This window comes from Ruegeria sp. PrR005 (assembly GCF_010500245.1).
Taxonomy (GTDB): Bacteria; Pseudomonadota; Alphaproteobacteria; order Rhodobacterales; family Rhodobacteraceae; genus Ruegeria_B; species Ruegeria_B marisflavi.
This window is the reverse complement of the sequence record NZ_JAAGOX010000007.1, coordinates 42,327-67,552: the sequence shown is the minus strand read 5'-3', so window position 1 is coordinate 67,552 and position 25,226 is coordinate 42,327. Positions and strand designations below refer to the sequence as shown.

At 59.1% G+C, this 25,226-nt stretch carries 15 protein-coding genes; 11 read left to right on the top strand and 4 right to left on the bottom strand.

All coding sequences use genetic code 11. From position 1 onward, the window contains the following. Positions 1-160 precede the first annotated feature (160 nt). The 10 genes from G0P99_RS04870 to G0P99_RS04825 all read left to right on the top strand — a co-directional run bounded on the left by G0P99_RS04870 (position 161) and on the right by G0P99_RS04825 (position 21,350). Positions 161-3,253, top strand: coding sequence for an FG-GAP-like repeat-containing protein (locus tag G0P99_RS04870; protein WP_164128266.1), 3,093 nt, complete (start codon positions 161-163; stop codon positions 3,251-3,253). Then, complete coding sequence (locus G0P99_RS04865) at positions 3,223-3,648, top strand: hypothetical protein (RefSeq protein ID WP_164128265.1); 426 nt, start codon at positions 3,223-3,225, stop codon at positions 3,646-3,648. The genes G0P99_RS04870 and G0P99_RS04865 overlap by 31 nt, the downstream gene beginning before the upstream one ends. A gap of 34 nt (positions 3,649-3,682) precedes the next feature. Continuing rightward, a complete protein-coding gene (locus G0P99_RS04860; protein WP_164128264.1) occupies positions 3,683-4,783 on the top strand; it encodes a GSCFA domain-containing protein in 1,101 nt (366 codons plus the stop codon). 855 nt (positions 4,784-5,638) lie between these two features. Beyond that, the gene (locus G0P99_RS04855) at positions 5,639-8,416 is read left to right on the top strand and encodes a glycosyltransferase (protein WP_164128263.1); all 2,778 of its coding nucleotides are present in this window, start codon (positions 5,639-5,641) and stop codon (positions 8,414-8,416) included. 20 nt (positions 8,417-8,436) lie between these two features. After that, the gene (locus tag G0P99_RS04850) at positions 8,437-9,588 is read left to right on the top strand and encodes a hypothetical protein (RefSeq protein WP_164128262.1); all 1,152 of its coding nucleotides are present in this window, start codon (positions 8,437-8,439) and stop codon (positions 9,586-9,588) included. A 193-nt stretch (positions 9,589-9,781) separates the two neighbouring features. Beyond that, positions 9,782-12,340, top strand: coding sequence for a hypothetical protein (locus tag G0P99_RS04845; protein ID WP_164128261.1), 2,559 nt, complete (start codon positions 9,782-9,784; stop codon positions 12,338-12,340). A gap of 469 nt (positions 12,341-12,809) precedes the next feature. Further along, the gene (locus G0P99_RS04840) at positions 12,810-16,532 is read left to right on the top strand and encodes a glycosyltransferase (RefSeq protein ID WP_164128260.1); all 3,723 of its coding nucleotides are present in this window, start codon (positions 12,810-12,812) and stop codon (positions 16,530-16,532) included. Between the two features lie 133 nt (positions 16,533-16,665). Beyond that, positions 16,666-18,246: a CatB-related O-acetyltransferase gene (locus G0P99_RS24990; protein WP_304621496.1), complete on the top strand. Its 1,581-nt coding sequence runs from the start codon at positions 16,666-16,668 to the stop codon at positions 18,244-18,246. Between the two features lie 595 nt (positions 18,247-18,841). Continuing rightward, positions 18,842-20,047, top strand: a complete 1,206-nt coding sequence (locus G0P99_RS04830; protein ID WP_164128259.1) for a hypothetical protein — start codon at positions 18,842-18,844, stop codon at positions 20,045-20,047. A 136-nt stretch (positions 20,048-20,183) separates the two neighbouring features. Continuing rightward, positions 20,184-21,350, top strand: a complete 1,167-nt coding sequence (locus tag G0P99_RS04825) for a nucleotide sugar dehydrogenase (RefSeq protein ID WP_164128258.1) — start codon at positions 20,184-20,186, stop codon at positions 21,348-21,350. An 18-nt stretch (positions 21,351-21,368) separates the two neighbouring features. On the opposite strand, the gene G0P99_RS04820 is transcribed toward G0P99_RS04825, so the two are convergent. From G0P99_RS04820 to G0P99_RS04810, 3 genes are read right to left on the bottom strand one after another with little or no spacing between them, the layout of a single operon-like run. Continuing rightward, complete coding sequence (locus G0P99_RS04820) at positions 21,369-21,692, bottom strand: hypothetical protein (protein WP_164128257.1); 324 nt, start codon at positions 21,690-21,692, stop codon at positions 21,369-21,371. Further along, a complete protein-coding gene (locus tag G0P99_RS04815) occupies positions 21,689-21,997 on the bottom strand; it encodes a hypothetical protein (protein WP_203582975.1) in 309 nt (102 codons plus the stop codon). The genes G0P99_RS04820 and G0P99_RS04815 overlap by 4 nt, the downstream gene beginning before the upstream one ends. 10 nt (positions 21,998-22,007) lie before the next feature. Further along, the gene (locus tag G0P99_RS04810; RefSeq protein ID WP_164128256.1) at positions 22,008-23,114 is read right to left on the bottom strand and encodes a DUF2793 domain-containing protein; all 1,107 of its coding nucleotides are present in this window, start codon (positions 23,112-23,114) and stop codon (positions 22,008-22,010) included. Between the two features lie 201 nt (positions 23,115-23,315). Here G0P99_RS04810 and G0P99_RS04805 point away from each other — a divergent pair, with 201 nt between their 5' ends. Next, positions 23,316-24,728: a mannose-1-phosphate guanylyltransferase/mannose-6-phosphate isomerase gene (locus tag G0P99_RS04805; protein ID WP_164128255.1), complete on the top strand. Its 1,413-nt coding sequence runs from the start codon at positions 23,316-23,318 to the stop codon at positions 24,726-24,728. Between the two features lie 97 nt (positions 24,729-24,825). On the opposite strand, the gene G0P99_RS04800 is transcribed toward G0P99_RS04805, so the two are convergent. Continuing rightward, a complete protein-coding gene (locus tag G0P99_RS04800; RefSeq protein WP_164128254.1) occupies positions 24,826-25,122 on the bottom strand; it encodes a hypothetical protein in 297 nt (98 codons plus the stop codon). Between the last annotated feature and the right edge of the window lie 104 nt (positions 25,123-25,226).

Sequence of the window (25,226 nt, the reverse complement as noted above, 5' to 3'; positions counted from 1 at the left end):
TCGCGCTTGCTTTGGCGGCACCCCGTGACCAGTCGGGAACGACAAGCGCTGCATTGTTTCGAGGAGGCCGTGGCAGGAAACCGCGTGTATGATATCGCCTCCTCAGGGAGGCCTAATCATCATACGATTTAGTCTAGACTTGGATACTTGAAGAACCACCATGCTTAAGGCAGTCAATCCGACACACCCCAAACGCCTCCTGTTCGCGAGCCTGCTGATCGTCACCCTCGCCTACCTGTTCTGGACCGGCTCGCGCTATCCGGACCTGGATGACAAGGCGATCATGTCGGGGGCGATCCAGCTGGAGGATGCGCTGAGTTTCGAGGCGAAGTTCCAGATCACCCCCGACATGGGGATGATCGAGCGGATCTTCTGGTCGACGCTGAACTGGGTCAACACCAACAAGAAGGGGATGACATTCGGCATCCTGTTCGCCGCGGCCTTTCTGACGGCGGCCTCCTACCTGCGGCGGCGCAGCTTTTCGGGCGGGTTCGCCAATTCGCTCCTGGGCCTGGTGATCGGCACGCCGCTGGGGGTCTGTGTCAATTGCGCCGCCCCCATCGCCCGGGGGATGTATTCCAGCGGCATGCGGGCCGAGACCGTGCTGAGCGCGATGATCGCCTCGCCCACCCTGAACATCGTGGTGCTGACGATGACCTTCAGCCTGCTGCCGGTCTATATGGCGCTGACCAAGATCGCGCTCAGCCTTCTGGTGATCCTGGTGGCGGTGCCGCTGCTCTGCCGGCTGCTGCCCGAGGCCGAACGGGCCCCTGCCCCCGCGGTTCAGCCGCCAAGACCCTGGAGCGCGGCAGAGCTGGACCCTGCACAGCGGGAAACCCTGCTGCAGGCCCTGTTTGCGGTCACGCTCAGCTTTGCCAAGAACCTCTGGTACATCATCCGGCTGACCGTGCCGCTGATGCTGCTGGCCGGGTTCCTGGGCACTATCGGGGCGGTGCTGCTGCCGCCCGAACTGGTGACCGGGCTCGATTTCGCCCTCTGGGCGCTGGTGCCGCTTGCGCTGGTGGGGCTGTTCCTGCCAGTTCCGATCGCCTTTGACGTGGTGGTCACCGGGGCGCTTCTGGGGCTGGGGATGTCCCAGGGCTATGTCATGGCGCTGTTGTTCACTCTGGGCACATTCAGCATCTACTCCTTCTTCATCGTGGCGCAGTCGCTGTCACTGCGCGCCGCGCTGATGCTGGCGGGAACGATCCTGGTGCTGGGTATCCTGGGCGGGATCGGGGCACAGACCTATCACGACTGGCAAAGCCGCCGGGCGCTGGAACTGCTCTTGAGCGAGGCAGACACCGCTCCCCGCCAGGAGCCTGGGTTCTGGGCCGCCGAAGCGGCAACGCTGGACAGCGCCGCTGCGGGGAAGATCGAGGTCATCTCGACCCCGTTTGCGCCACCCTCGCCGACCGGGGAGGCCCCGTTCACCCGCATCGAGGCCAGCCGGATCGGCATCGACAAGCCGGTCGAGTTTTCCTTTCGCGACATGTGGCCCCCGTTCTGGGAGGGCCGTAGCCTGGCGGCGGGCGATATCGACAATGACGGCGATATCGACCTGGTGATCGCCTCGACCGAGATCGGGCTTTACGCCTATGCCAACGACGGGACGGGCAGCTTCTCGCGGATGGCGCTGGAGGCGGGGCCCCTGGATGGGGCGCCGGTCTTCAACGCGGTGCTGGCCGATATCGACAATGACGGCTGGCGGGATCTGTTCGTGGCGACCTACAGGCAGGGAAATTTCCTGATCCCGAACCGGCAGGGTCGGCTCGATACCGCGCATCCGCAGCCGGTGGCGAACCGGCCCGACGCGGTGCTGACGCTGGCGCTGAGCCTTGGCGACCCCGATCGCGACGGTGACCTGGATATCGCGCTCGGCAACTGGGCGGCCGGTTGGTACCGGCGGGTCCCGGGCGAGGAATCGCGCAATCGCATCCTGTGGAACGAGAACGGCCAGATGACAGGGGCCGCCTATTCCGACCTGCCCGCGATTCCCGGCGAGACGCTCAGCATCCTGTTCAGCGATATCGACGGCGATGGCGATGCCGATCTGCTGGAGGGCAACGATTTCGAGATTCCCGACGCGCTTTACCTGGGCGACGGGGCGGGCGGGTTCCGGCAGATCACCCATCAGGACGGGTTGGTGCCGCATACCACCACCACCACGATGGCGGTAAAAAGCGCCGACCTGACCGGCGACGGGATGCCCGAGATCTATCTGGCGCAGATCGCGGGCCGCTCCTCGGGTGCCTCGGAGCGGCTGAAGATGCAGCCGCTGGAGCGCTATTGCGACGGCATCGAGGAGACCCGGGCCGCCGAGACCTGCCGCCGCAACATGGCGATCAAGACCTGGTACAAGTCGGGCAACAATTTCGACCCGACCTATGCCGCGCGCTGCCAGGAGCTGAGCGGGCGCGACCAGGTGGAATGCAAGGCGATGCTGGTCAAGGATCTGGCGATCCAGCAGCACGACCCGTCGATCTGCGACCTGATCCCGGCCAACCAGCCGATCCCGCGCGCCTATTGCCAGTTGCATTTCCGGCCCACCCGGCAGGTCACCGCGGCCGAGGCCGAGGCCTCGATCCAGCAGATCCTGCGCGCCAACGTGCTGCTCGAGGCCAAGGGGGCGCTGCCCGGCGCCGGCTGGTCCGACAGCGCCAAGACGCGCGGCCTGGATGTGGGCGGCTGGAGCTGGGACACCAAGATCGAGGATTTCGACCTCGACGGCGATCTTGACGTCTATATCGTCAACGGCACCTGGGTGCCGAACGAGGTCAGCCCGTCGAACCTCTATTTCGAAAATGACGGCCAAGGCCATTTCACCGAAACCTCGGGCCCGATGGGGCTGGAGGATTACCTGATGACCGCCGCCGCGGTGGCCTTTGACGCCGATGGCGACGGGGATCTCGACATGCTGACCCATCCGGTGAACGGCCCGCTCGTCTTTTTCCGCAACAACGCGCAGGGCGCCAATACCATCGCGTTCCAGCTTGAAGATCACCTGGGCAACCGCGACGGCATCGGTGCGGTCATCGAGATCGAGGATGATCTGGGGAACATCCAGCGCCGCGAGATCCAGCTGGGCGGCGGGTTCATGTCCTTTGATGCGCCGCGGGTGCATTTCGGGCTGGGCGCGGCAAGCAAGGTGATGCAGGTGACGGTCACCTGGGCGGATGGCCGGGTAAGCGAACTGGAAACGGTCCTCCCCGCAGGGTCCTTGTGCAGAATACTCCGTTCGAAGCAGATCTGACGGATCGTGACCATTCCTCGCTTTATCCAACTGCGGATTGTTGCTACGACTGGCCTTGGCCCCCTGAAAAGAATTTCGAGCAGGCATTGAGCAGTTGGAGCAGGCAACATGAGATCATGGCCCGGCACATGAACCACGCACATTTCCGGCGGCACATCATGATTCTGGATTATGATGCCCTGTTCTTCCAGCCGAACGACACGGCCGCTGAAACGCTCCAGGATTTTCTCGGCTTGCCTCATGACCCGGCCTTCCGAACCCTGCTGGATGAGCTCGTCGCCGGAAACCGGGGCCACGTCAACAAAGCAGAAACGAGATTGCCTCCTGAAGCTCTTGAACAGCTTCGCAAGCTCAATCGCAGCGCGTTCGAAGACCTCAAGGCCGTGACCGCCTGAAGGACCGTTACCGAGACCAAATTGGATTTTTGTCATGATACCTGCAACCGAAGCCCTGAAACGATCAAAGCAGAACAAGTTCGACCGTTGGCTGGCGCCTGAAGGCGGGGCCCGGGAGCGTCTTTTGAGCGGCGTCATCGTCCCGATGGGACAGCAAAGCTTTTCCGCAGGCCCCGAACATACATTCTTTGCGATCGGATCCTGCTTTGCCCGCAACGTGGAAGAGCGGCTGGAACTGGCCGGGGCGACCGTTCTCAGCCGCAATCTTGATGCCGGACGCCTGAACAGCCAATCGGCCCGCCTGGGCGGGTTGCTGAACAAATATACGCCGCTCTCTATCCTTCAGGAACTGCAATGGGCCTGCGGAGAAGCGACCTATGACGAGGCGATGCTGCTGGAATTGAGCGCCGGCGAGTATTACGACCCGCATCTGCGCCTGAACGGCGGTTCCATGTCGCGCGCGGATCAGATGGCGCGGCGGGCTTACCTGACCGATTATTTCCGCCAGATCTTCGAGGCCGATATCGTTGTCATCACCCTGGGCCTAATCGAATGCTGGTTCGACCACGAAACAGGCGTCTATCTCAACGAGTTGCCCGACCCTAAAGCCCTTGCCAAACAGCGCGACCGGTTCGGGTTCAAGACCCTGTCGGTAGAGGACTGCAAGACCACCCTGGCCGAGATCCACCGGATTCTCAAAACACATGGCAAGGACGGGCAGCATATCGTGATGACAGTGTCGCCTGTACCCCTGGGGCGCACATTCAGCCAGGACGATATCGTCATCGCCAATACGACCTCGAAGAACACATTGCGCGCGGCCGCGCACGAGTTCATCAGCAGCACCCCCGACATCGACTATTTTCCGAGCTATGAGGCGGTGACGCTCAGCAACCCGGAAATCGCCTGGCAACCGGATCGCCTGCATGCCAGCGATTTTGTCGTCGGCCAGATCATCGGCACTTTCCTGGATCGCTACGGGGTCGCCCCCAAGGCGGCGCCGGAGCAGGCCGATATCAATCAATCCCCGGAGCAAAGGCTGATCGCCCAGCTGAACCGTGAGCTGAACCGCTACAAGAACCGGACCCTGCTGCTGGAAAAACAGCTCCGGGACGCGGGCATCGCCGTAGAATAGTCCAGGACGGAGATCGCACGCCTTTCACCAGGAAGATGGCACGACGACCGGCATGAACGAGTCGGTCGTCGTGGAGGGCCGCCAGACGTTCCGGCTTCGAGGGGATCTCCTCCCTCGGGCATCTGGGCCACTTCAGCACAAACCAGATCTGCGATGTTGTCACTTCCACATCCCATGAATGCCTCCGCGCCCGGCAAACGGCCTCACAAGTGGAAAATTTCAGCTCAGACCGGATCCGGTCTCAGGCAATAAGTCAGTGCGCTTGCATACACTTGATCGTCAGGCCCATATCGATAGAAACATGGCCTTATCATCGTGTGGAGGTTACTCCTCACCAAACGCATTATAGAAGGATTGGGTTGCCCTAACCTGGTTGTTCGGCTTACTGACCGAGTACGCAAAACATATAGACTCATCAATAGCCATCCCCAAAACCCCTCTAGTTTTGAAGGTTAAGAGATTATAATGAAAGACATTTCTAAGACCGAGCTTCGGATTGTTTCAGAAAGCCCCCTCTTCTCGGCGGAATGGTATTGCTGCACTTACCCCGACGTTCCCGCCTCTGGGCTTGACCCGGCTGAGCATTATCTCCGTTTTGGAGCATTGTTCGGCCGCGACCCGGGGCCTGAGTTCAGCACCCGTGCCTATCTGGCCGAGCATCCGGACGTGGCAAAGCACAACGTTAATCCGCTCTATCACTACGAGGCGCATGGTCGCCGGGAAAAACGCAAACTGCCGATCCGCAAGACTGCGACAGTCGACCCGGCGCTTCGGGCCTCTCGGATCGACCCCCGCCGCCCCATCGTCCCGCACAAGGAGGCTCAGGCCTTCCTCAAAGAGGTCTTTTCCCGAAAGATGAAGGAAAAGCCCAAGCGGCTCTTTACGCAGATGGATGTGGACCTTCTACAGCGCACAACCGATTGCCTTGCGTCGCTGGAGCAGGTGGAACTGGCGGTCCTAGACATCAAGGTGACAGTCGTCATGCCGACCTATAACCGTGCGGAAAAACTAGACCGCGCGATCACGTCGGTCCTGAACCAATCGCATTCGAATATCGAACTCATCGTGATCGATGACGGAAGCCAGGATGCCACGCCGGATGTGCTCGGCAAATACAAAGACAACCCCAATGTCCGTGTATTCTGGAATGATCATGGCGGGGTCAGCAAGGCGCGCAACACTGGCCTGGAAAATGCGACAGGAGATATAATCTTCTATCTCGACTCAGATAACATCTGGACGCGGGATTTTGTCAAACTGATGCTGCATTGCATGCAGATGACCAAGGCGAAATGTGCCTATGGTGCCTCCAAGATCGAGAATGCGAACGGCGAAACCCTGGGGTATCGTGGCGAGCCCTTCGACTGGGACTACTGCCTGAGCGGCAATTACGTCGATATGAACGTATTCTGTCACCACCGTAGCCTTATCGCCGAGAAAGGCCTGTTCGACACGACGCTGAAACGCATGGTGGATTGGGACCTGATCCTGCGCTACACCAAAGAGAATGGGGCAACCTATTGTCCGGTCATCGGCTGTATCTATGCTGAGGATGATACGGATCCCAACCGGATCAGCATTTCGCAGCCCTATGCCTTCCGCAAGATTGTTCACGAGAAAAATCTCAACGGACATGCCACGTCCATAGAAGCGCTGCGCAGCGTCAAACTGAATATCGCGATCAAGATTCCCGCCCCTTACGACAAACGGGTAGCCTGGGGCGATTATCACTATGCGGAATCGCTGAAGGATGCGCTGGCCAAGCTGGGGCACCATGTACGGATTGATTTCCTGGGCAAGTGGTACGACCGCCCTGTCACGTCAGATGATCTGGCGATCGTCCTGCGTGGCCTGACCCCCTATGAGCCGCGTCCCGGGCAGCTGAGCATAATATGGAACATCAGCCATCCTGACCAGATTTCCTATGATGAATATAAATCCTACCACGGCATCTTTGTGGCCTCGGATTCCTATGCTGCTCTGTTGGGCGAGCTGATCGAGCGCGATGTCCGCCCGCTGCTGCAATGTTCCGACAGCAACCGGTTCGCTTTTGATCCGACTCTGACCGGCACCTCGTCGAAGGGAGTTTTTGTTGGTAATTCTCGCAAGATCTACCGCGAGGCCGTCAGATGGTCGGTCGAGAATAACGTGGACATCGAGGTCTTTGGTGAACACTGGGAGGATTTCATTCCGACTCACATGATCAGTGGTCAAAACATTGACAACAAGGAGCTGCACAAGACCTATGCTGGCAGTGCCTTTGTTCTGAATGATCACTGGGAGTCGATGCGGGATTTCGATTTTGTCTCAAACCGCATCTTCGATGTGCTCAGCTGCGGAGGCCATCTGGTCAGTGATCATCTCGCCTCCATTCCCCGACTGTTCGGCCCTGCGGTTACATGCGTCGGGTCCGAAAGCGAATTTCGCGAAAAGGTGGGCAGAGGCCTACCGCTGATTCCGGTCGAAGATCGCGCGAAGGTGGCGGAGCATATTCACGCCCATCATTCCTTCGATGCACGTGCCCGTACCATTTGTGACTGGGTCACCGACACCCTGTCGGCCAAAGAGGCAGGCAGCGCCGCGGCCGCATCCGTCGCCGTTCCCAGTCTGGGGAGCGGCGAACGCCGGAAAGTTGGCATACTGCTGCAACAGGGCAAGGCCTGGCCAACCAGCTCGGCCTTTATCCGCCTTATCGCACCGCTGACAACCGGAGAGGCCTATGCCAAGGTTGATCTGATCCATCTCAGCGGTGTCGACGATCCCAGGATCGACACGCTCGATAGCTGCATCGTGCAGCGCGTGGCGGTCCCTTCAATCCATGACGCAGAGCGCCTTCTAGCTCGGCTGAAAGCAAACAAGACCGCACTTTTTGTCGATACCGATGATGCCTTCTTCCTACATGAAGCGCATAAGGAACACGACAAGGCCCTGCGGGTTCTAATGATGAATGCAAAGGAGCTCTGGTTTTCCACATCGATCCTTGCCAGCTATTATGACGACATCGGAACGCCCAAACGGGTGATCCCGAACGCTCTCGATCCGCGCCTGTGGCGCAATTACCGCAAACTGGCGAACACCCGTTTTCTCCGGAAACCGATCCAGTTCCTGTATATGGGCACGGCCACCCATGACGAGGATTTCGACCTGGTCTATCCCGCCTTCAGGAAACTGGCCGAGACCCTGCCGGCGGGTCAGTTTGAACTGAGCCTGATCGGCGCGGTGCGCAATCCGCCCAAACACGACTGGCTGCACCGCCTGCCGCCGCCCGCGAACAAAGGCAGCTATCCCGAGTTCACGCGCTGGCTGATGCAGCAAGATCAGTTCGACGTCGGCATCGCCCCATTACAGGACAGCAAGTTCAACCAAGCCAAATCGGACATCAAGTTCCTCGATTACAGCGCCATGGGGCTGTTGTCGGTGGTCAGCGATGGCCCGGCCTATCGCAATATCCTGTCCCGAAATCTCGCCCTGGGGTGCAAGAACGATCCGGAATCCTGGCTTGAGACGCTCACCGAAATCGTGCGATTCCCTCCGAATTATGTTGACATGCGCAAGGCATCGCACAGCTATGTCTGGACCGAACGCAGCACTATGTCGGATGGTAATCCCATGGCCAACCTCCTGACATCGTAGAAAACACGAAATATCAGAGTATGACTTCGTTCATTGTACATATTGGTGATGGAAAATGCGGCAGCACCTCCATCCAGAAGGCTCTGTATGATGCCCGCGAAGGTTTGCGTCAGCAGGGGATCATATATGAGACCGCCTCTCCCAAAACGGGTCATTTTGATCTGGTTACGCTGTCAGGTGCCAATACCCGCGGCGATATGGAGAAACAGCACCAGTCCGCTCAAGAGACCCTGAAGCTGATAAAAAGCCGGGCGAACGAGGCGGGCGTCATCCTGCTGTCCGCGGAATCGTTCTTCATGCAGCACCCGCAGACAATTCTGGGTATTCTGGAAAAGATAGCCAAGCCCATCGAGCGGGTCGACATCATCTCTTACGTGCGCACCCCCGCCGGCATGTACCTGTCTTTGGTTCAGCAAACCCTCAAGGGTAACAGCGAATACAGCAAGCCTCACGAGTTCTTGCGCCCAATCGATCGGAAACTGGCGGATTGGAAGAACAGCCCCTTTGTACACAACCTTACGGTCAGGTTGTTCGACCGCAAGCGATTGCTGGCAGGAGATGTAGTTACCGATTTCACCGATATCCTGCGCAAGCTGACGGGCAATCAGAACATTCACCTCAAGGCTGAAACCCAGAACGCCAGCATTTCGAGCGAACAGCTCATCGCGCTTCAAGACCTGCGCGAAATATGTCTCAAACATGAAGACGGCAAACTGCATCCGATGAGCAATCGGCTGATTGCATATTTCGAGAACCTAAACAAAAAGGAACTGATCGGCCATCCATTGCAGCTTTCCCGTGAAGCTCATGCAACCGTCGCAATCAAAAACTCCGGGATCGTTCAAACCCTGAACAAGATGTTCCCGGATCTGAAAATGCCCAATCCGCTGCAGAATATCGAAATACCGGCCGTTCCGGGCTGGATCCATTCCAACAGCGTCGCGGCAATCCTCAAGAGCTCTGACGCAGAGCTTGCCAAATCCATCAAGCACCTGATCCCGCCCCTCAACCTCGATCTGTTTGTCGGCATTGACCCGCAGGCATCCGAGGCCTTGGCCGATCTGCGTAAGCGCTTTCCAGACAGGGCGGATCTGATTGTGAACGCGACGCGCAAATACTGGAAACAGGAAGGCTGCCGCACGTCGATTAATCAACTGGCAGAGTTGTCATGATCCGGCAGTGTCTTTGTGCCCCTTCCATGCGGTCGCATCACGCACGCCTTGGCGGATCAAGGACCTGTTCTCACCGGCGGGACCGTTTGTCCGGCTGGACTAAGACAACCTTCACACGTTTACCGATTGCCTACGCCCCCCTTTCTGCGACGGCCCCTTCGGGCGTCTGAACCTGGACGAAATTCCCAAACCGATGAAGAAAAGCAAAGCGATAAAAAAAGCTCTTCCAGCCAAAAAGCAGAAACGGGCGACTGCCAAATCGAGACATTGCGTTCTCGTCCTTGGAATGCACCGCTCGGGAACGTCGGCCTTGACGGGCTTCCTGCAGCATATCGGGTTCGACATGCCCAACACCCCTATGGCTGCGAACGAGGGAAATCAGAGAGGATATTTTGAATCCCAGAAGATCTATGAGATGCATCGCGATCTTCTGCGGGACGCCGGCACCACATGGGACTACTGGACACCACAGGATCCGGGCTGGCTGTCTCCGGAGCAGGCCGCTCATTACCGTGACCGCGCCAAGGCCCTGATTGCGGAAGAATTTGGGGCATCACGGTGCTTTGCAATCAAGGATCCCCGACTGTGCCGACTGGCTCCGTTCTGGATTGAAACCCTGACGTCGCTGAAAATCCGCCCCTTGATCCTGCATACGCATCGCAACCCGGTAGAGGTCGCCCAATCTCTCAAGAAGCGCAACGGTTTCGAGCTGCAATTCGGGTTCTTGCTCTGGCTCCGTTATGTGCTCGACGCCGAATACTCGACCCGTGGACAAACCCGGTATTTCACCAGCTACGAACAACTGCTCGAAGACTGGCCCGGGGTCGCAGAGGGCATCATGTCATCGTTTCACATGCCCTTACCGCCTATCAGCAGGCACGTCTCAGATGAGATCGACGAATTTCTGAGCCCATCTCTGCGGCACTTCCAAAGCGGATCCGGAAGCGTTCACGACGGGCTCCAAGTGCCGGTATGGGTACAGGATGTCTATGATCTGCTGGAAAGCTGGGCACGAACCGGGGAGTCGGCCAAGGATTATTCCCGACTGGACAAGATCCGCACCGAATTCGATCATGCTGGCCCTGCCTTTGAAACGCTGGTCAAGGAGGGGCTGTCCGTCCAGAACCAACTGGCTAAACTGGACGAGACAAAAAAACAGCTGCAGGACAGCCAGGCCGCCGTTGCCACGATCGAGGCCAAGCTCAAGGAGCAGAGCGCTCAGCACGCCGCTGCACAGCACCAGTTGAGCACGCTCGAACAGCAGCGCCTGCGACTCGAAATACAGCTCGAAGAGCGAAAAAATGTCCTGCAAACCGTACTGACCAAGAATGACAGCACCCATTCACGCTTGGGAGGAATGCAGAAGCAGCTGGAAGAAGGCCGCGCCATCATCGCCGCCCTTGAAACCAGTGTCAAAGAGCATGGCACCCGACGCGGAGAGGCTGAAAACCGGCTGGAAGACCTGCAGAAACAACTGCAGGACAACCGGGAAGCGCTTGCTACCCTGAAAGCGGCCAGCGCGCTCGAACAACAAAAGCATGCTCGGGCCGAGGAAAAAATTACGGAGACACAGGCACGGTTGCGCATTGAGGAAGACTTGCGCTTGTCCATGGAGCAAACGCTCCAACAAACGCGCGATACCTTGATGCAGACCAAGAGCGCCCTGTCGCAACGCAGTTTGGAAGCCGAACAGACAGCGGGAGAACTGGACCGGGCCAGAAAAGAGGCCGCGGCTCAGCAAGAAGAGCATAAACAGAACTTGCTCAGTGCGCAGAAAGAAATCGAAGCGCTTGTGCTGGACCTGGAAGAGGCGCAGGCAAGCAACAGCAACCTCAAGAAACAGCTTGAAGACCGGTTCGAGGAACTTGGCAACCTGACAAGAAAGTTTCATGAGTCCGAGGAACAGTATCGCACCGTCCTTGAGGCACAACAGCACTCTCACAGCCAAAAAATGCTACAGGCTCAAAAAGCGTTTCAAATCAAGGCGATTGACCTAGAGAGCGCTCAAGCCGACAACGCAGTGCTTTCGGCCCAGGTCAAGGAGCGGTTTGAAGAGCTGGGCCAACTGACACAGATGCTCGGCGCGGCCAAGGAGAACTATGACGCAAAGCTCAAGGCCCAGACTCATACCCACCGTCGAGACGTCCTGCGGATGGGAAAGTCGCTCCAAGCCCGGGATCTCGACCTTGAAGAAGCTCAGACCGATAACCGTAACCTCAAAAAGCAGCTTGAAGATCGGTTCGAAGAACTGGGGATGCTGACCAATATGATCCAAGAGCTCCAGAAGAGCCACCGCACGACCTTGGACGCACAGAGACAATCGCACAAGCGAGACATATTGAAGGTTCAAAAAGCCCTTCAGAGCACATCCTTCGACCTCGACAAGTCTCAGGCCGATAATGAAGCGCTCTCGGCGAAAATCAACGAGGCGAATACCGAAATCAAACATCTGGACAGCGCACATCGCAAAGCGCTGGAAGCTCTGGCCGATCAAGATATTCAAATCAATCAGAACGCGGCGCAAGCAGAGGCGCTCATGCAGCAGTTGGCAAGCAGTCAGAGTGAACTGACTGTCTTGCAGAAGACCCTGCAAAAGAAAGAAGAAGAAACGGCACAGATCCTGCAGCAAAAAGAGGCGCAGGTTACGCAGGCCCTGGACGACTACAACGCCATCCTGAACAGCACGTCGTGGAAAATAACAGCCCCGGTTCGCCGCTTGATGATGTTTCTCCGGCGCTCTCCCCGAAACTGACAAAGACTCCTTTGCCCACGGAAGTAGCGGGCGATCTGGTTTCTGCCGGGGTTTCAAGATAGACAGCAAAGGGATCCCGACATGGTATTCCCCATTAAAATAGAGGCTGAACTTGTTTAAAAAGCGATCCCTTGACGTTTGGGCAGAATTTGACGCCGCATACTACCGCAAGTCCAACCCGGACATCAAAGGCAGCGATAAAGCGCTTCTCAAACATTACATCACCCACGGGTGGCAGGAGGGCCGTGATCCAACCAACTGGTTTTCAACCCGTTACTACCTGCAAAACAACCCCGATGTTGTTGAAACAGGTCTGAACCCGTTCGAGCATTTCCTGAAGTTTGGGCGGAGCGAGGGGCGTCGAACGCGAGCCGAAGGCTCCCAGGCTGACCCTGCACCCGGATCGGAAACAGCGGAGCGTTCACAACGTGCAGATGCCGCTCCTTTGGCCGCAGAGGCCGCTTCTTCCGTGCATGATCGGGTCGCCGCACATTTTGATGCGGATTACTATCGGGCCTGCAACCGCGATCTGGCCGGTAGCGACGCCGATCTTCTGAAGCATTATCTGCAACAAGGCTGGCGCGAGAAGCGCAACCCCTCACCTGGCTTTTCTGTCAGCTACTATCTGGAAAAGAACCCCGATGTTGCCGAAGCCGGTCTAGAGCCGCTACAGCATTATCTGCAACAAGGCGCGCAGGAAAACCGGGCCGCTCAGGCGGCCGACGCATACAGAGTTTATGTCGACGAGGCACATGCCGATCACGCTCGCGGATGGGCGGTGAACGAGGCCGACCCCGCAGAAGTCTTTGATATCGACATCCTGCTGGATGACACGTTGCTGCGCCAGGTCCGCAACAAGGACCCGCGTGGGGATCTCCAAAATATGGGCATGTCGACCGGTCACGGCGGGTTTGTCGTCAACTTGCGTCTGGATCTGCTGCCCGGTCATCATCACAAGCTCACCGCGCGCGCCCCGAATAAACAAGAGTTCTCGCTTGAAATTCAGGTCCCCGACACGCGGCCCATACCCCCTCGAATCGCGCCGGAATTTCTAACCTTTGACCGGGTCGCCGTTGTGGTACCAATCTACAATGCCTACGAAGATGTGGCGATCTGTATTGACAGGCTGCAGGCGCACACCCCAGCCGAAGTCGACATCCTGCTGATCAATGATTGTTCGCCCGATCCGCGCATTGCCGGGCTGCTTGACAAAGCCCGCACCCTACCCGGGTTCAGGGTTCTGGAAAACAGCGAGAACATGGGCTTTACCCGCACCATCAATCGCGGCTTGACAGAAACTGGCGGCCGGGACGTGATCATTCTGAATTCGGATGCCCGTGTCACGCCTGGCTGGGTGGAAGGGTTGCTGCAGGCAGCGCAGGCCCACCCGAGGGTCGCCACGGTGACGGCCATGTCAGATCGGGCGGGCGCGTTTTCGGCCCCCAATATCGGCAACGAGAACGATCTGCCTGAAGGGATTTCCGAAGAGGATTACGCCCGCGCGTTCCGGGATCGCAGTCTGCGACTGTACCCGTCGGTTCCCACCGGTAACGGGTTCTGCATGTTCATCGCACGCGCCTGCATGGACGAAATCGGTCTGCTGGATGCCGAGGCGTTTCCCCGTGGATATGGTGAAGAAAACGATTTCTGCATGCGCGCACGGCGCGCCGGCTGGCAGAACCTGATCGACGACGCCACCTATGTGTTCCATGATCGCTCGAAAAGCTTTGGCGCGGCCAAAACCGACCTGATGGCTGCTGGCCGCAAGGTGATTGACGAGCGCTATCCCGAGTATTCTGCCGCCATTCGCTACTACGGATCCTCACCGGTGCTGGAAATGGCCCGATTCCGCGCACGTCAGGCCCTGGAGGATTGCCAGGCAGTCCAGAACAACCTGCCCCGTGCTTTGTTTGTGGTTGCCACTCAGACAGGCGGAACCCCACAGACGAACGGGGATCTAATGGATGCGCTGAACGACGGGCTGGATACCTGGGTCCTGAGATGCGACAGCCGCATCATCGAGTTGTCCCGGTATCGCAAGGGGCAGATGAAACGACATCGCTATCACCGCCTGACCGACCCGATCGAACCGATCACCCATGTCTCGGCGGAATATGATGCTGTGGTGACAGACTGGCTGACCGCGCTAGCCCCTAAGGTGGTGCATATCCGCCATCTGGCTTGGCACAGCCTGTCGTTACCGCGTCTGGCGAAAGCCAGCGGTGCAAGGGTTTTTCATTCCTTCCATGATTTCTACACAGTCTGCCCCAGCCTCAAGCTGCTCGACACTGAGGATATCTACAGACCCGACACGAAGGGCGTCTCCTACGGCGCGTATCGGCCCGAGCTGTGGCGAGAAGACCAGATGCCTGTGCTCGAACCCGAATGGGTGATCCAATGGCAGGAAAACTTTCAGGCCGCACTGGCACATTGTGACGGCTATGTCACAACCACGGACAGTGCCCGAAACACTATTCTGCGCAACTTGACCAAGCTTGATGCCGATCGGTTTCACGTCATCCCCCATGGGCGCGATTTTCGGACATTCCATCAGGTACAGCTTACGCCAACCGCAGGAGAGCGGATCCGGATCCTACTGCCCGGGAACCTGTCCGTCGCCAAGGGGCGTGACCTTGTCTTTGATATTCTTGCCCAGGATAAGCTGGGCTTGCTGGAATTCCATGTTCTGGGCGCAGTGGAAAAAGACAGCCCGACCCATCCACGGTTCATCAAGCACGGAGCTTACAAACGGGACGAGTTCGCCCGGGAGGTAGAAAAAATCCGGCCCCATTTGGGTGGTGTCTTTTCGATTTGGGATGAAACCTTTTGTCATACACTGACCGAGATGTGGGCCATCGGCCTGCCAGTCATGGTTCTGGATTTCCCAACGCTGGCGACCCGCGTGTCCGACAGCAAGGCAGGCTGGGTGCTCAAAGGGCAGGATCCAGTCAGCCTTTATTGCCAGATCACCGGCATCTGCGGCAACCCCGGCGCTTTGCGCACAGCGCAAGGTGCGGTGCGTGACTGGCAAGCAGGTCTGGGCGTGGCCCATTCAACCCGCTGGATGGCCAGCCACTACATGGATCTCTACCGGCTGAACACACCTCAGGCGAACCGGCCAGCAGCCCGTGCCAAGGAGCGTACACCCCAGATCGCCGTTGTTACCCCATCCGCCCCCGATTTGCAGACAGCCAACGCCTCGACCTATATCCGGATCTGGGAACGCACGCTCAACGGGCTTGAGCGGGAGTGCAATTATATCCGCATGTCTCCTGCAGGGCTTCTGGCCGGGCTGAAGATGGGTCTGTACGATGGCGCCATCCTTCAGCGCAATGCGGTCCCCGCCATGCTGGTCGATCCGATCCTGGAGGCGTTCCAGGCCCGCAACATCCGGTTCATGCATGATCTGGACGACGATCTGCTGAACGTTCCCGAGGAAAAGGACCCTGACGGCGCCTATGCGGCTTATGCGCCTTTTCTCGAGAAACTGCTGCGCAACGCAGCGGCCATCACCGTCTCGACCCCGCCGCTTCTGGAGTGCATGGCGCCTTTCAATGATACCGTGCTCTACCTACCCAACCTGCTGACATCCCGTCTGTGGTCGACCCCTCCGCTGCCGCGCCGCCGCGATCTGGCGATCCGGGCTTTTTACATGGGCACCCGGACACATGATCCTGATCTGGAAATGGTTCTCCCGGCTTTTGAGCAGGTGCGCGAGGTCTACCCTGAACTGACGCTCACCATGATTGGCGTAACCGAGCGCGATGATCTGCCACCGTGGATCCGGCACCTGGGCCTGAAACCCGGGCAATCGGAATATCCAAGCTTTGTCCCCTTGCTGCACCACCACGCACAGAATGTCGACTTCGCCATCGCGCCTCTGACTGAAACCGCCTTCAACGACGCAAAATCCGCGCTCAAGATTTTGGACTACGGTGCTCTTGGATTGCCGGTTTTGGCTTCGGATACCGGAGGCTACCGGCGGTTGGGGCACAAGGAGACACCACCCGGTCTGACCTTGGTCCCCAATGCGACGGATGCCTGGGTCCGGGCACTGACGGCCATGGTCGCACAGGGGCCAAACCGGCGGCTTCCTGGCCTCGCCCTGCGGGACTGGGTGATGACCAACCGTTTCCTCGACCCCGGCCAGTGCACCTTCGACACTCTGGTGAAATCTACGCTGACGCCTTGAAACTGGCCGCTGCGGCTCCCAAAAGCGAACTCAGATTATGCCTCTGAAAAGACCAAACTTTTTAATTGTTGGAGCGCAGAAGGCCGGGTGCGACTGGATCCGGTCACTGCTGATCGGTCATGGCGCAGTGTTCATGCCCCCCCAAAAGGAAATGGAATTCTTCTCGCGCAAGGGCTGTGAAAGACCCGAAGCGCTGGAGGCGTATCTGCAGAACTTCTCGGCTGCTCCGGACCACTGCACCAGAGTAGGTGAACTCACATCGTCCTATTTCTGGAGCGCGGAACCGCGCCGCCTGCCATCCCAACCCCCCGCAGATCACAACCCCGGTATCCCCCAAAGCGTCGCAAATCTGCTGGGGTCGGAACTCCGCATTCTGGTCGCTTTGGGACATCCCGTGCGCCGCGCCATCGCAGCCTATGCCCATCATGCCCGCAACCGGCGCATTCCCCGGGGCCAGAGCCTGCGCGATGTCGCACACAGGATGGGTATTCTGGATATGGGGTATTATGCACATCATCTGGCGGCTTGGGAGAGCGTGTTCGGAGCGGAGCGGATCCAGGTAGTCATTCTTGAGAGTGGCATCCTGAAGTGGCCCGAAGAAACAGCGGGGGAAATCGCCCGCTTTATGGAGATCGATCCCGAAGGGTTTGCCGTTGCACCCGGGACACTCGCTGTCAACCCGGAACCGAATGCCTTCTCCGGCGATCCGCGCAAGCTGAGCATCGCGTATGCCAAACCGATCGAACCGCGCGATATCGCCTTTCTTCTCAAGGCCTATGAAGCAGAACTCTCAAACCTGTACGATCGTTTTGGCGACCGGCTGACCCACTGGAAAACCGACACTGACAGGTTGCGGGGGTATGCGGGGCTTACACCGGAAACGCCAGGCGCCTCTCCCGATCAGGCCGCTGCGCCAACGGCGGCCCTTGCTCCAAAACCCGTACCCACAAAGCAGGCATCCCCCACAGCGCGTCGTCAACGGGAGATTGTCCAGGAGAGTTGCACCCCGGCCAAACTTGCCGCCGCAGGTCTGGAGGTGCACCCCGATGTGGTTCCACAACTGCCCAAGGGCTTGGTCTGCGAAGTGCCTGCCCGGATCTCTCGCATGATCTTCCACGGTACCGGCAGCATTGGCGCGTTTTCTTATACGGTAGACGGGCATGCCTATACGACCCGGATCGGCCGGTATTGTTCGATCGCGGGAGGCTGCAATATCGGGCAGGGCAATCACCCGGTCGACTGGCTCTCAAGCAGCCCGTTTCAGTTCCAAGCCTCGTTCAAAATCCGCACCGGAGAGGATTTCGCCGATCGGGAGGCCTATGTAAGTGACCAGCCCAAAACAGAACTCGTGCGCAAGGCCCACGAGCAGCTGCGCGCCCGCACCACCATCGGCAATGATGTCTGGATCGGATATGGCGCCATCATCATTTCCGGCCTGACCATTGGCGATGGAGCCGTGATCGGTGCCGGCGCGGTGGTGACACGCGACGTTCCTTCCTATGCCATCGTTGGCGGTGTGCCAGCGCGGATTCTCCGGTACCGGTTCGAGCGGCCTCTCATCGAGCGGCTGCTCAAGGCCCGGTGGTGGGATTACGCACCCTGGCAGCTGCGCCATCTGGATTTCTCCGATAGCGAGGCCGCCCTGTCCGGGGTTGAAACGATGCGGAGCTCCAACGTACCGCCCTATTGTCCGGAAGAGATCGCCATTACATGATACCAGCCGTGGACCCGTTGCAATCGCACGAGCCGGGTCGAACGGAAGGATCAGACAAATGACAAAGACCCCGACCCGCCGTTCCGTTCTGCTGGGCAGCCCCGCTTTGGTCGCCGGCGTCGCAACCGCCGGATCAGCCCGGGCCGACGGAGCGCAGAACACGGCAGCGTATCGGGACTGGCTTCGCCAGGAGCTAGATCGGGATGGCCTGAGCGCAGATGCAAGCGTAACCTTTGGCGATCGAAGCCAGGCTCTGACCGAACCGGCTCCTGCCATGGCGCAGCGCCTGTCGGTCCTTCACGGCGATACCCTGCTATGCTATCGCCGTGACCCGCAGGGAACCGCGCTGAGAACCGGTGACGGGGCTCTCTGGTCTCCCGAAGGCGACGTCACCCCAGACCATTGGGGAGCGCCCCGTGACGGTGTCAATGACGATGCCGCCGCCGCTCAGGCTGCCGCCGACTGGCTCGCGCTTCGGGGGGGCGGTCGACTGACCCTGCTCTCCGGCACTTATCATTTCGCGGCCCCCCTGACCCGGCTTGCCTATCTGGCCCGCAAAGATCCGCCAGGACAGCTGAGCCCCCTGGACATCAAGATGATGCTCGCGCTTGAGAAAGGGGTCAGCCTGATTGGGCCTGGCCCCACATTGTGCCGGATCACAGTCGCCCGAACCGAAGGCTTGGCGAGCGCCATCGGGCTCTGGGAGTATGGAGATGGAGAGGTGGGCGGCTTTGCGCTGACCGGCCCCGGCAGCACGGGCAATGCAGCACATGGCATCCACCTGTCCTACCTGTCTGCCGCGGCCCCTCATGACAATCGTGGCATCCGCATGCGCGACCTGCATATCTCTCAGTTCGGCAGTTACGGGATTGGCCATCAATATGGCGGTGCCTACGAGACCAGCCTGCGCAACATTACCATCGAGGACGTGGGCGCTGACGGGATCGACTGGAAAATCCGGTTTGGCCTTGGCGATGCCCAAGACGTCTCCGCCGGGGTTCACATGACCGGTATCATTGTACGCCGTCCCGGACATCGCCTCAAAAAGGGATCTGTTTCCGGATTGGGCCTGCGCGGCAGGGCGATCCTGTCGGATATCGAGGTGACCGGAATTCCGGAAAATTGTGCAGGTATACGGATGGAGCCCGGCACCGGAGAAGTTGATGAATTTCGGCAGCCCGCCGCTCGCTCGGTGCTGAGCAATTTCTACATTGAGGCTGCCGCCGACAACATCCCGGCGCGCGGGTTGGTCTGTTTTTCCTCCGGGCCGATGTCGATCTCGAATGGTTTTTTGCGCGGCGCGGTGATCGAGACCCAATCCCAGACCAAAAGCCCGACCTATTTTGATGATGGTCCGCAAATTTCAGGAGTCACGGTCGAAGGCGCGCACAGCGGTGCAAGCTTTACGCTGGGCGCCCCCAGAACACAGCTCCATGCCTGCCGCTCAATCAGCGAAAAACACTATTTCGAAGAAAAACGCGGCAACCTGACTAGCGGGCAAACCTGGTTGGGGCTGCCGGCTCCGGCAACAAAATCCAAACATTTATGGGTACTCAAAAACCACGTCGTTCTGCGGGCAGGAAGAGACTATACCGTTGCGGATGATGGGATCGCACTGGCATCCGGTGCGGCTGCAAGCGATCTCTTCATGATCGTGTTGGGGACGGTAACAGCCATCCGGATCCGCGCGCCCTATTGTGTCGTGAACGGTGGTGGGAGCGATGCCTACCATTTGACTGCAATCGACAAGGCCTCCTCGGACCAGACAGGGTTACAGACCGGTTTTCTGGCAGAATACTGATCCTTTGGATCACCGCTGTGCGGCAGACAGGCAAACCACCTCTCTGCGCTGGTATCCAGGGAACGTCGACGCTATTGGTATCGCCGAAGATCTGAACCAACGGTATCTCAGAGATAGATAGAAGAAAGATTGGATTATGAAAATTGCTGTTGCTGGACTGGGTTATGTAGGCTTGTCGAATGCCGTATTGCTGGCCCAAAAGCACGATGTTACAGCTGTCGACATTTCCGCAGAGCGGGTGGACATGATCAACGCCGGGCAAAGCCCCATCATGGACCCCGAACTAGAGCAATATCTGCGCGAAAAGCAGTTGTCGCTGACCGCTACGCTCGACAAGGACGCCGCCTATCAGGACGCCGATTTCGTCATCGTCGCAACGCCGACCAATTATGATCCGGCCACCAACCATTTCGATACCAGCTCGGTCGAGGCCGTGATCACGGATGTGATCGCACGCAACAGCCGCGCGACCATCGTGGTCAAGTCCACCATTCCCGTCGGCTTCACCCTGGATGTCTCGGAGCGCCTCGGAACCGGTCAGGTGATCTTCAGCCCGGAATTCCTGCGCGAGGGGCGCGCGCTCTACGACAACCTCCACCCGTCACGCATCGTGGTGGGCGAGCGATCCGAACGGGCGCGGATCTTTGCCGAAATGCTACGGGATTGTTCCGAACGACATGATGTGCCGATCCTGCTGACAGACCCGTCCGAGGCCGAGGCCATCAAGCTGTTCGCCAATACCTATCTTGCAATGCGGGTGGCGTATTTCAACGAGTTGGACAGCTATGCCCTTGCGCATGGGCTGAATACGCGGCAGATTATCGAAGGCGTCGGCCTCGATCCCCGCATCGGCAATCACTACAACAACCCCTCCTTCGGATATGGCGGCTACTGCCTGCCCAAGGATACAAAGCAGCTGCTGGCCAATTATTCCGAGATACCGCAGAACATGATCCGCGCGATCGTGGACGCCAACCGAACACGCAAGGATTTCATTGCAGAGCAGATACTCATGCGCAATCCCTCCTGCGTTGGGATCTACCGGCTGGTAATGAAAGCGGGGTCGGACAATTTCCGGCAAAGCTCAATCCAGGGCATCATGAAACGGATCAAGGCCAAGGGAATCGAGGTTGTCGTCTATGAACCGACCCTGCATGAAGAACATTTCTTTGGATCCGAGGTCGTCGTGAACCTGGAAGAGTTCAAGGCACGGGCCGATGTGATCGTCGCCAACCGCGCCACCCCTGAACTGAGCGAAGTAAAGGACAAGCTCTTTTCCCGGGACCTGTTCGGATCGGATTGATCTGACGCCCCGGAAGGATCAGAACCCTTCCACAAGCCTCTTCGTCTCATCGGGCATCGGAGGCCAATTGGCCTCTTGGACCGAACCCACATCGGATTGGGCGATCTCTCGCCATGCCCCGCGCATGCGGGAAATCCACTCAAGGGTTTTTGCCCAGTCAGCCATCTGCGCCGGGGTCAACATGTCCGCGCTCGCAGCAGCCATCAGATTCATTTGAGCCACGCTTCCAACCGCTTGCAGGATCCGCCTGCGGCACTCTGCACGGGCAGCCTCCAGGCGGCTTTCCGCATCCATTGCCCTTTTGGCTTCGACCGTTACGAGTTGTGAAAAGTCAATATTCATTGTGCATATCCGGCGTCAAAGTGGGGTACGGGAACCAATCCATCCTTCACATGAACGGGTTCCGGATTACGGGTCTCCGGCGGTGCATTGGCGTCATGCGGCAAGATCAGGGTCAGTTCAATTTCGCCCCCGATCCGCTCCACATCCGAGACCAGCCAACTGCAGGCCACAGCACCACAAGGCAGGCTCGCTCCCTCGGGGATTGCCCCGAAATCGAACGCCTCGCCATTGATGATCAGCGTGTCGCCCGATACCCAAAGCTCAAGCCGGTCGTCATGGCGCATAGGTGTGAATTTGATTTTCATCTGTATCCCCTCAGAACCAGCGGCCAATGGCAAACAGCGTCAGCCAGATGTAGTTTCCGCTGGAAAATCCGCTGCCATAGACGACACACGCGCAAGCGGTTGTTACGATTGAATTGCTGCAGACCGAATAGCTCCCACTCAGCGCCACTCCATCAAGTGTATTTGACGTATTGCGCTCACGCATCACGGGGATCAGATGGGGTGCCGCTGAAAATACACTTGGAAAGGTCCACGAGGCGGCCAAACGCGCAGCGTTTGTGTATGTGGCCTGCATCACGTGCCTGCATATCTGCGTTCCATCCGCATAACGAATATACCTGCCATTGGCGTTGTTACCCTGCTCAATGATTGCGCCAGTAACGACCCCACCTGACTGCGAAACGGCACCCAGTATGTTGCCCGGCCCATATCCGTAATCCGCCCGCATCAGGCGACCTGTGGTCGTATCGGTGGCACTGGATTGAACTGCAGAGCCCGTCAGGGGTACATCAACTTGTAACGCGGCCGGATCAGCCCGCATCACCTGGGTCCAGCCGCCGCCATCGGCGCTGACCTTCAGGGAAAACGCCGTGTCGCCGGCAAGCCCCATCTCCGCGTGCCCTGTCCAGTCGCTCTGGAACAGAAGGCTGGCCGTATCCCCTGCTGCCGCCTTGTTGACCTTGAGCCGGTGGTCGGTGCCGGCATGGCTCAGCAACACGGCATCCGCCGCCACCGCCAGCCGGTTGGTGTCATCGGCGGCGGTAGCGATGCCGAGACGGGCGAGCTGATCGCCGGTCAGATCGGGATAGACCCAGTTTGCCCCCGCATGGCTGCGCAGACGGGAAGCGGCGATATCCCAGGCCAGCCATCCCTCCTGCGGCGTCAGGAACTGCCAGGTTTCCCCGTCCCAGGTGGCCAGATTGCCACCTTGCCCAGCCCAGACCCCACCCGGCACCGGTCCCAGCGCATGGGTTTCGCCCAACGCGGGCGTTCCCGGCGCCGTCTCGGTTCCGAACCCCGTTATCCGCAGTTGCACGAGGGTATCGAGCTCCCGGATCGCTTCGTTATGGGTCACATGTTTCTGGGCCTGGGCGGGCTGGATATAAGGCAGCCCAAGCTTCGGCGACGTCTCTGTCATGTCCGCTCCGGGAGGTTGCTGTCGATCTGCCCCGTTTGTGACCAGCAAAGATCGCCAACGCCTGAAGCCTGCGCGCGCAGCGTTAATCATCGGTCCACTTGAGGATACGCCATCCCGGTGCCGCACTGTTGCCATGCCGCTCTAGCACCGTTAGCAAGAAGGAAACCGGCACAGCCGGACAGGCAACAGGGCGGGCATATCATGATCACCCCGATAATCCTCTGCGGCGGCTCGGGCACGCGGCTCTGGCCGCTCTCGCGCAAAAGCTATCCCAAGCAATTCGTGCAGCTGATCGGGGATAACACCCTGTTCCAGGCCTCTGTCCGGCGCATGAGCAGCGCGGATTTCGCAGCGCCTGTCGTGCTGACCAACTCCGATTTCCGGTTCATCGTGACCGAACAGTTGATGGAGATCGGCCAGGACCCGGCGACCATTCTGATCGAGCCCGAAGGCCGCAACACCGCCCCCGCCATCCTGGCCGCTGCGCTCTGGCTGCAAAAGACCGATCCCGAGGGACTGATGCTGGTCTCTCCATCCGACCATGTCATTCCCGACACCGCCGCCTTTCAGGCGGCGGTCGCCCGCGGCACCGCCGCGGCGCGCGCCGGTCAGTTGGTGACCTTTGGCATTGCCCCGACACATGCCGAAACAGGATATGGCTACCTGGAACTGGCGGCGCGCCCTGACGATGAGGTGGTCGAACTGACCCGCTTCATCGAGAAACCGGATGCCGCCCGCGCCGAGGCCATGCTGGCTGCGGGCAACTATCTTTGGAACGCCGGGATATTCATGTTTGCCGCCAGGACCATTGTCGATGCGTTTCGCACCCATGCCCCGGATTTGCTGCCCCCGGTGCAGGCAGCGATTGACGGCGGGTGCCCAGATTTAGGGTTCTTCCGGCTCGACCCGCAGGCCTGGACCGGGGCAGAGAATATCTCCATCGACTACGCGGTGATGGAAAAAGCAGACAATCTCGCCGTGGTACCCTTTGCCGCCGGATGGTCCGATCTGGGTGGGTGGGACGCCATCTGGCGCGAGTCCGCGCAGGATGACCAGGGTGTCGCGACATCGGGGCCGGTGACCGCGATCGACTGCCACGACACGTTATTGCGGTCCGAGGACCGCGGCCTCGAACTTGTCGGCCTGGGGCTTGGCAACATCATCGCCATCGCAATGCCCGATGCCGTCCTGGTGGCCGATGCCAGCCGTGCTCAGGATGTGAAAACCGCGGTCACCGCGCTCAAGGCGAAAAAGGCCAAACAGGCCATCACCTTCCCCAAGGATCACCGCCCCTGGGGCTGGTTCGAAAGCCTGGCCGTGGGTGATCGTTTCCAGGTCAAGCGTATCCACGTGCATCCCGGCGCCGCCCTGAGCCTGCAATCGCACCATCACCGGTCGGAACACTGGATCGTGGTCGAAGGCACCGCCAAGGTCACCGTTGACGATGAAATCCAGCTGATCAGCGAAAACCAGTCCGTCTACATTCCGCTTGGCGCGGTGCACCGGCTGGAAAACCCGGGCAAGGTTCCGATGGTCCTGATCGAGGTCCAGACCGGCAGCTATCTGGGTGAGGATGACATCATCCGGTACGAAGATATCTACGCTCGCCCCTGAGACACAGAACCGTTTGTCCTGGCGGTCCGGCACATAGAAAAACAGGCCGCATGTGCGGCCTGTTTTCGAATTCTCACAGCAACACCAGGTTGAGGGATCAGGACCCGCTCGAGGTGGTGGTGGTGGTGGTGGTTTCGTCGTCGCTGGCGGCCAGCGCGATGATCAGGACGCCTGCAGCGATACCGGCAGCAGCGGCCGGGCTCAGGGTGCCACCGGTCAGACCGCCAGTGGCTCCACCCTGCACGGCGCCGGCATAGGCCGGGTTCACGGTACCGGGTACACACCACACTTTCAGGCGGCCGTCCTCAAGATACTCTGCACGAGTGACGTCGCAGATGTTCGCGTCGCGCGCATCCGAGAGTGCATCGGCAGAAACCATGGCGGGAAGCGTCATTGCGCAGGCTGCGAGAGCGACAATCATCTTTTTCATAATCAAACCCCTTTTGGCTGAACTTGCCCACGTTGTAGACCAGAACATACATCATTTCAACGCGTCCT

Coding starts and splice junctions, on each gene's coding strand:
- G0P99_RS04810 (WP_164128256.1), bottom strand. CDS start 23,114: ATGACAGAGACGTCGCCGAAGCTTGGGCTGCCTTATATCCAGCCCGCC.
- G0P99_RS04805 (WP_164128255.1), top strand. CDS start 23,316: ATGATCACCCCGATAATCCTCTGCGGCGGCTCGGGCACGCGGCTCTGG.
- G0P99_RS04845 (WP_164128261.1), top strand. CDS start 9,782: ATGAAGAAAAGCAAAGCGATAAAAAAAGCTCTTCCAGCCAAAAAGCAG.
- G0P99_RS04870 (WP_164128266.1), top strand. CDS start 161: ATGCTTAAGGCAGTCAATCCGACACACCCCAAACGCCTCCTGTTCGCG.
- G0P99_RS04850 (WP_164128262.1), top strand. CDS start 8,437: ATGACTTCGTTCATTGTACATATTGGTGATGGAAAATGCGGCAGCACC.
- G0P99_RS04815 (WP_203582975.1), bottom strand. CDS start 21,997: ATGAAAATCAAATTCACACCTATGCGCCATGACGACCGGCTTGAGCTT.
- G0P99_RS04825 (WP_164128258.1), top strand. CDS start 20,184: ATGAAAATTGCTGTTGCTGGACTGGGTTATGTAGGCTTGTCGAATGCC.
- G0P99_RS04830 (WP_164128259.1), top strand. CDS start 18,842: ATGATGCTCGCGCTTGAGAAAGGGGTCAGCCTGATTGGGCCTGGCCCC.
- G0P99_RS04820 (WP_164128257.1), bottom strand. CDS start 21,692: ATGAATATTGACTTTTCACAACTCGTAACGGTCGAAGCCAAAAGGGCA.
- G0P99_RS04800 (WP_164128254.1), bottom strand. CDS start 25,122: ATGACGCTTCCCGCCATGGTTTCTGCCGATGCACTCTCGGATGCGCGC.
- G0P99_RS04860 (WP_164128264.1), top strand. CDS start 3,683: ATGATACCTGCAACCGAAGCCCTGAAACGATCAAAGCAGAACAAGTTC.
- G0P99_RS04855 (WP_164128263.1), top strand. CDS start 5,639: ATGAAGGAAAAGCCCAAGCGGCTCTTTACGCAGATGGATGTGGACCTT.
- G0P99_RS24990 (WP_304621496.1), top strand. CDS start 16,666: ATGCCCCCCCAAAAGGAAATGGAATTCTTCTCGCGCAAGGGCTGTGAA.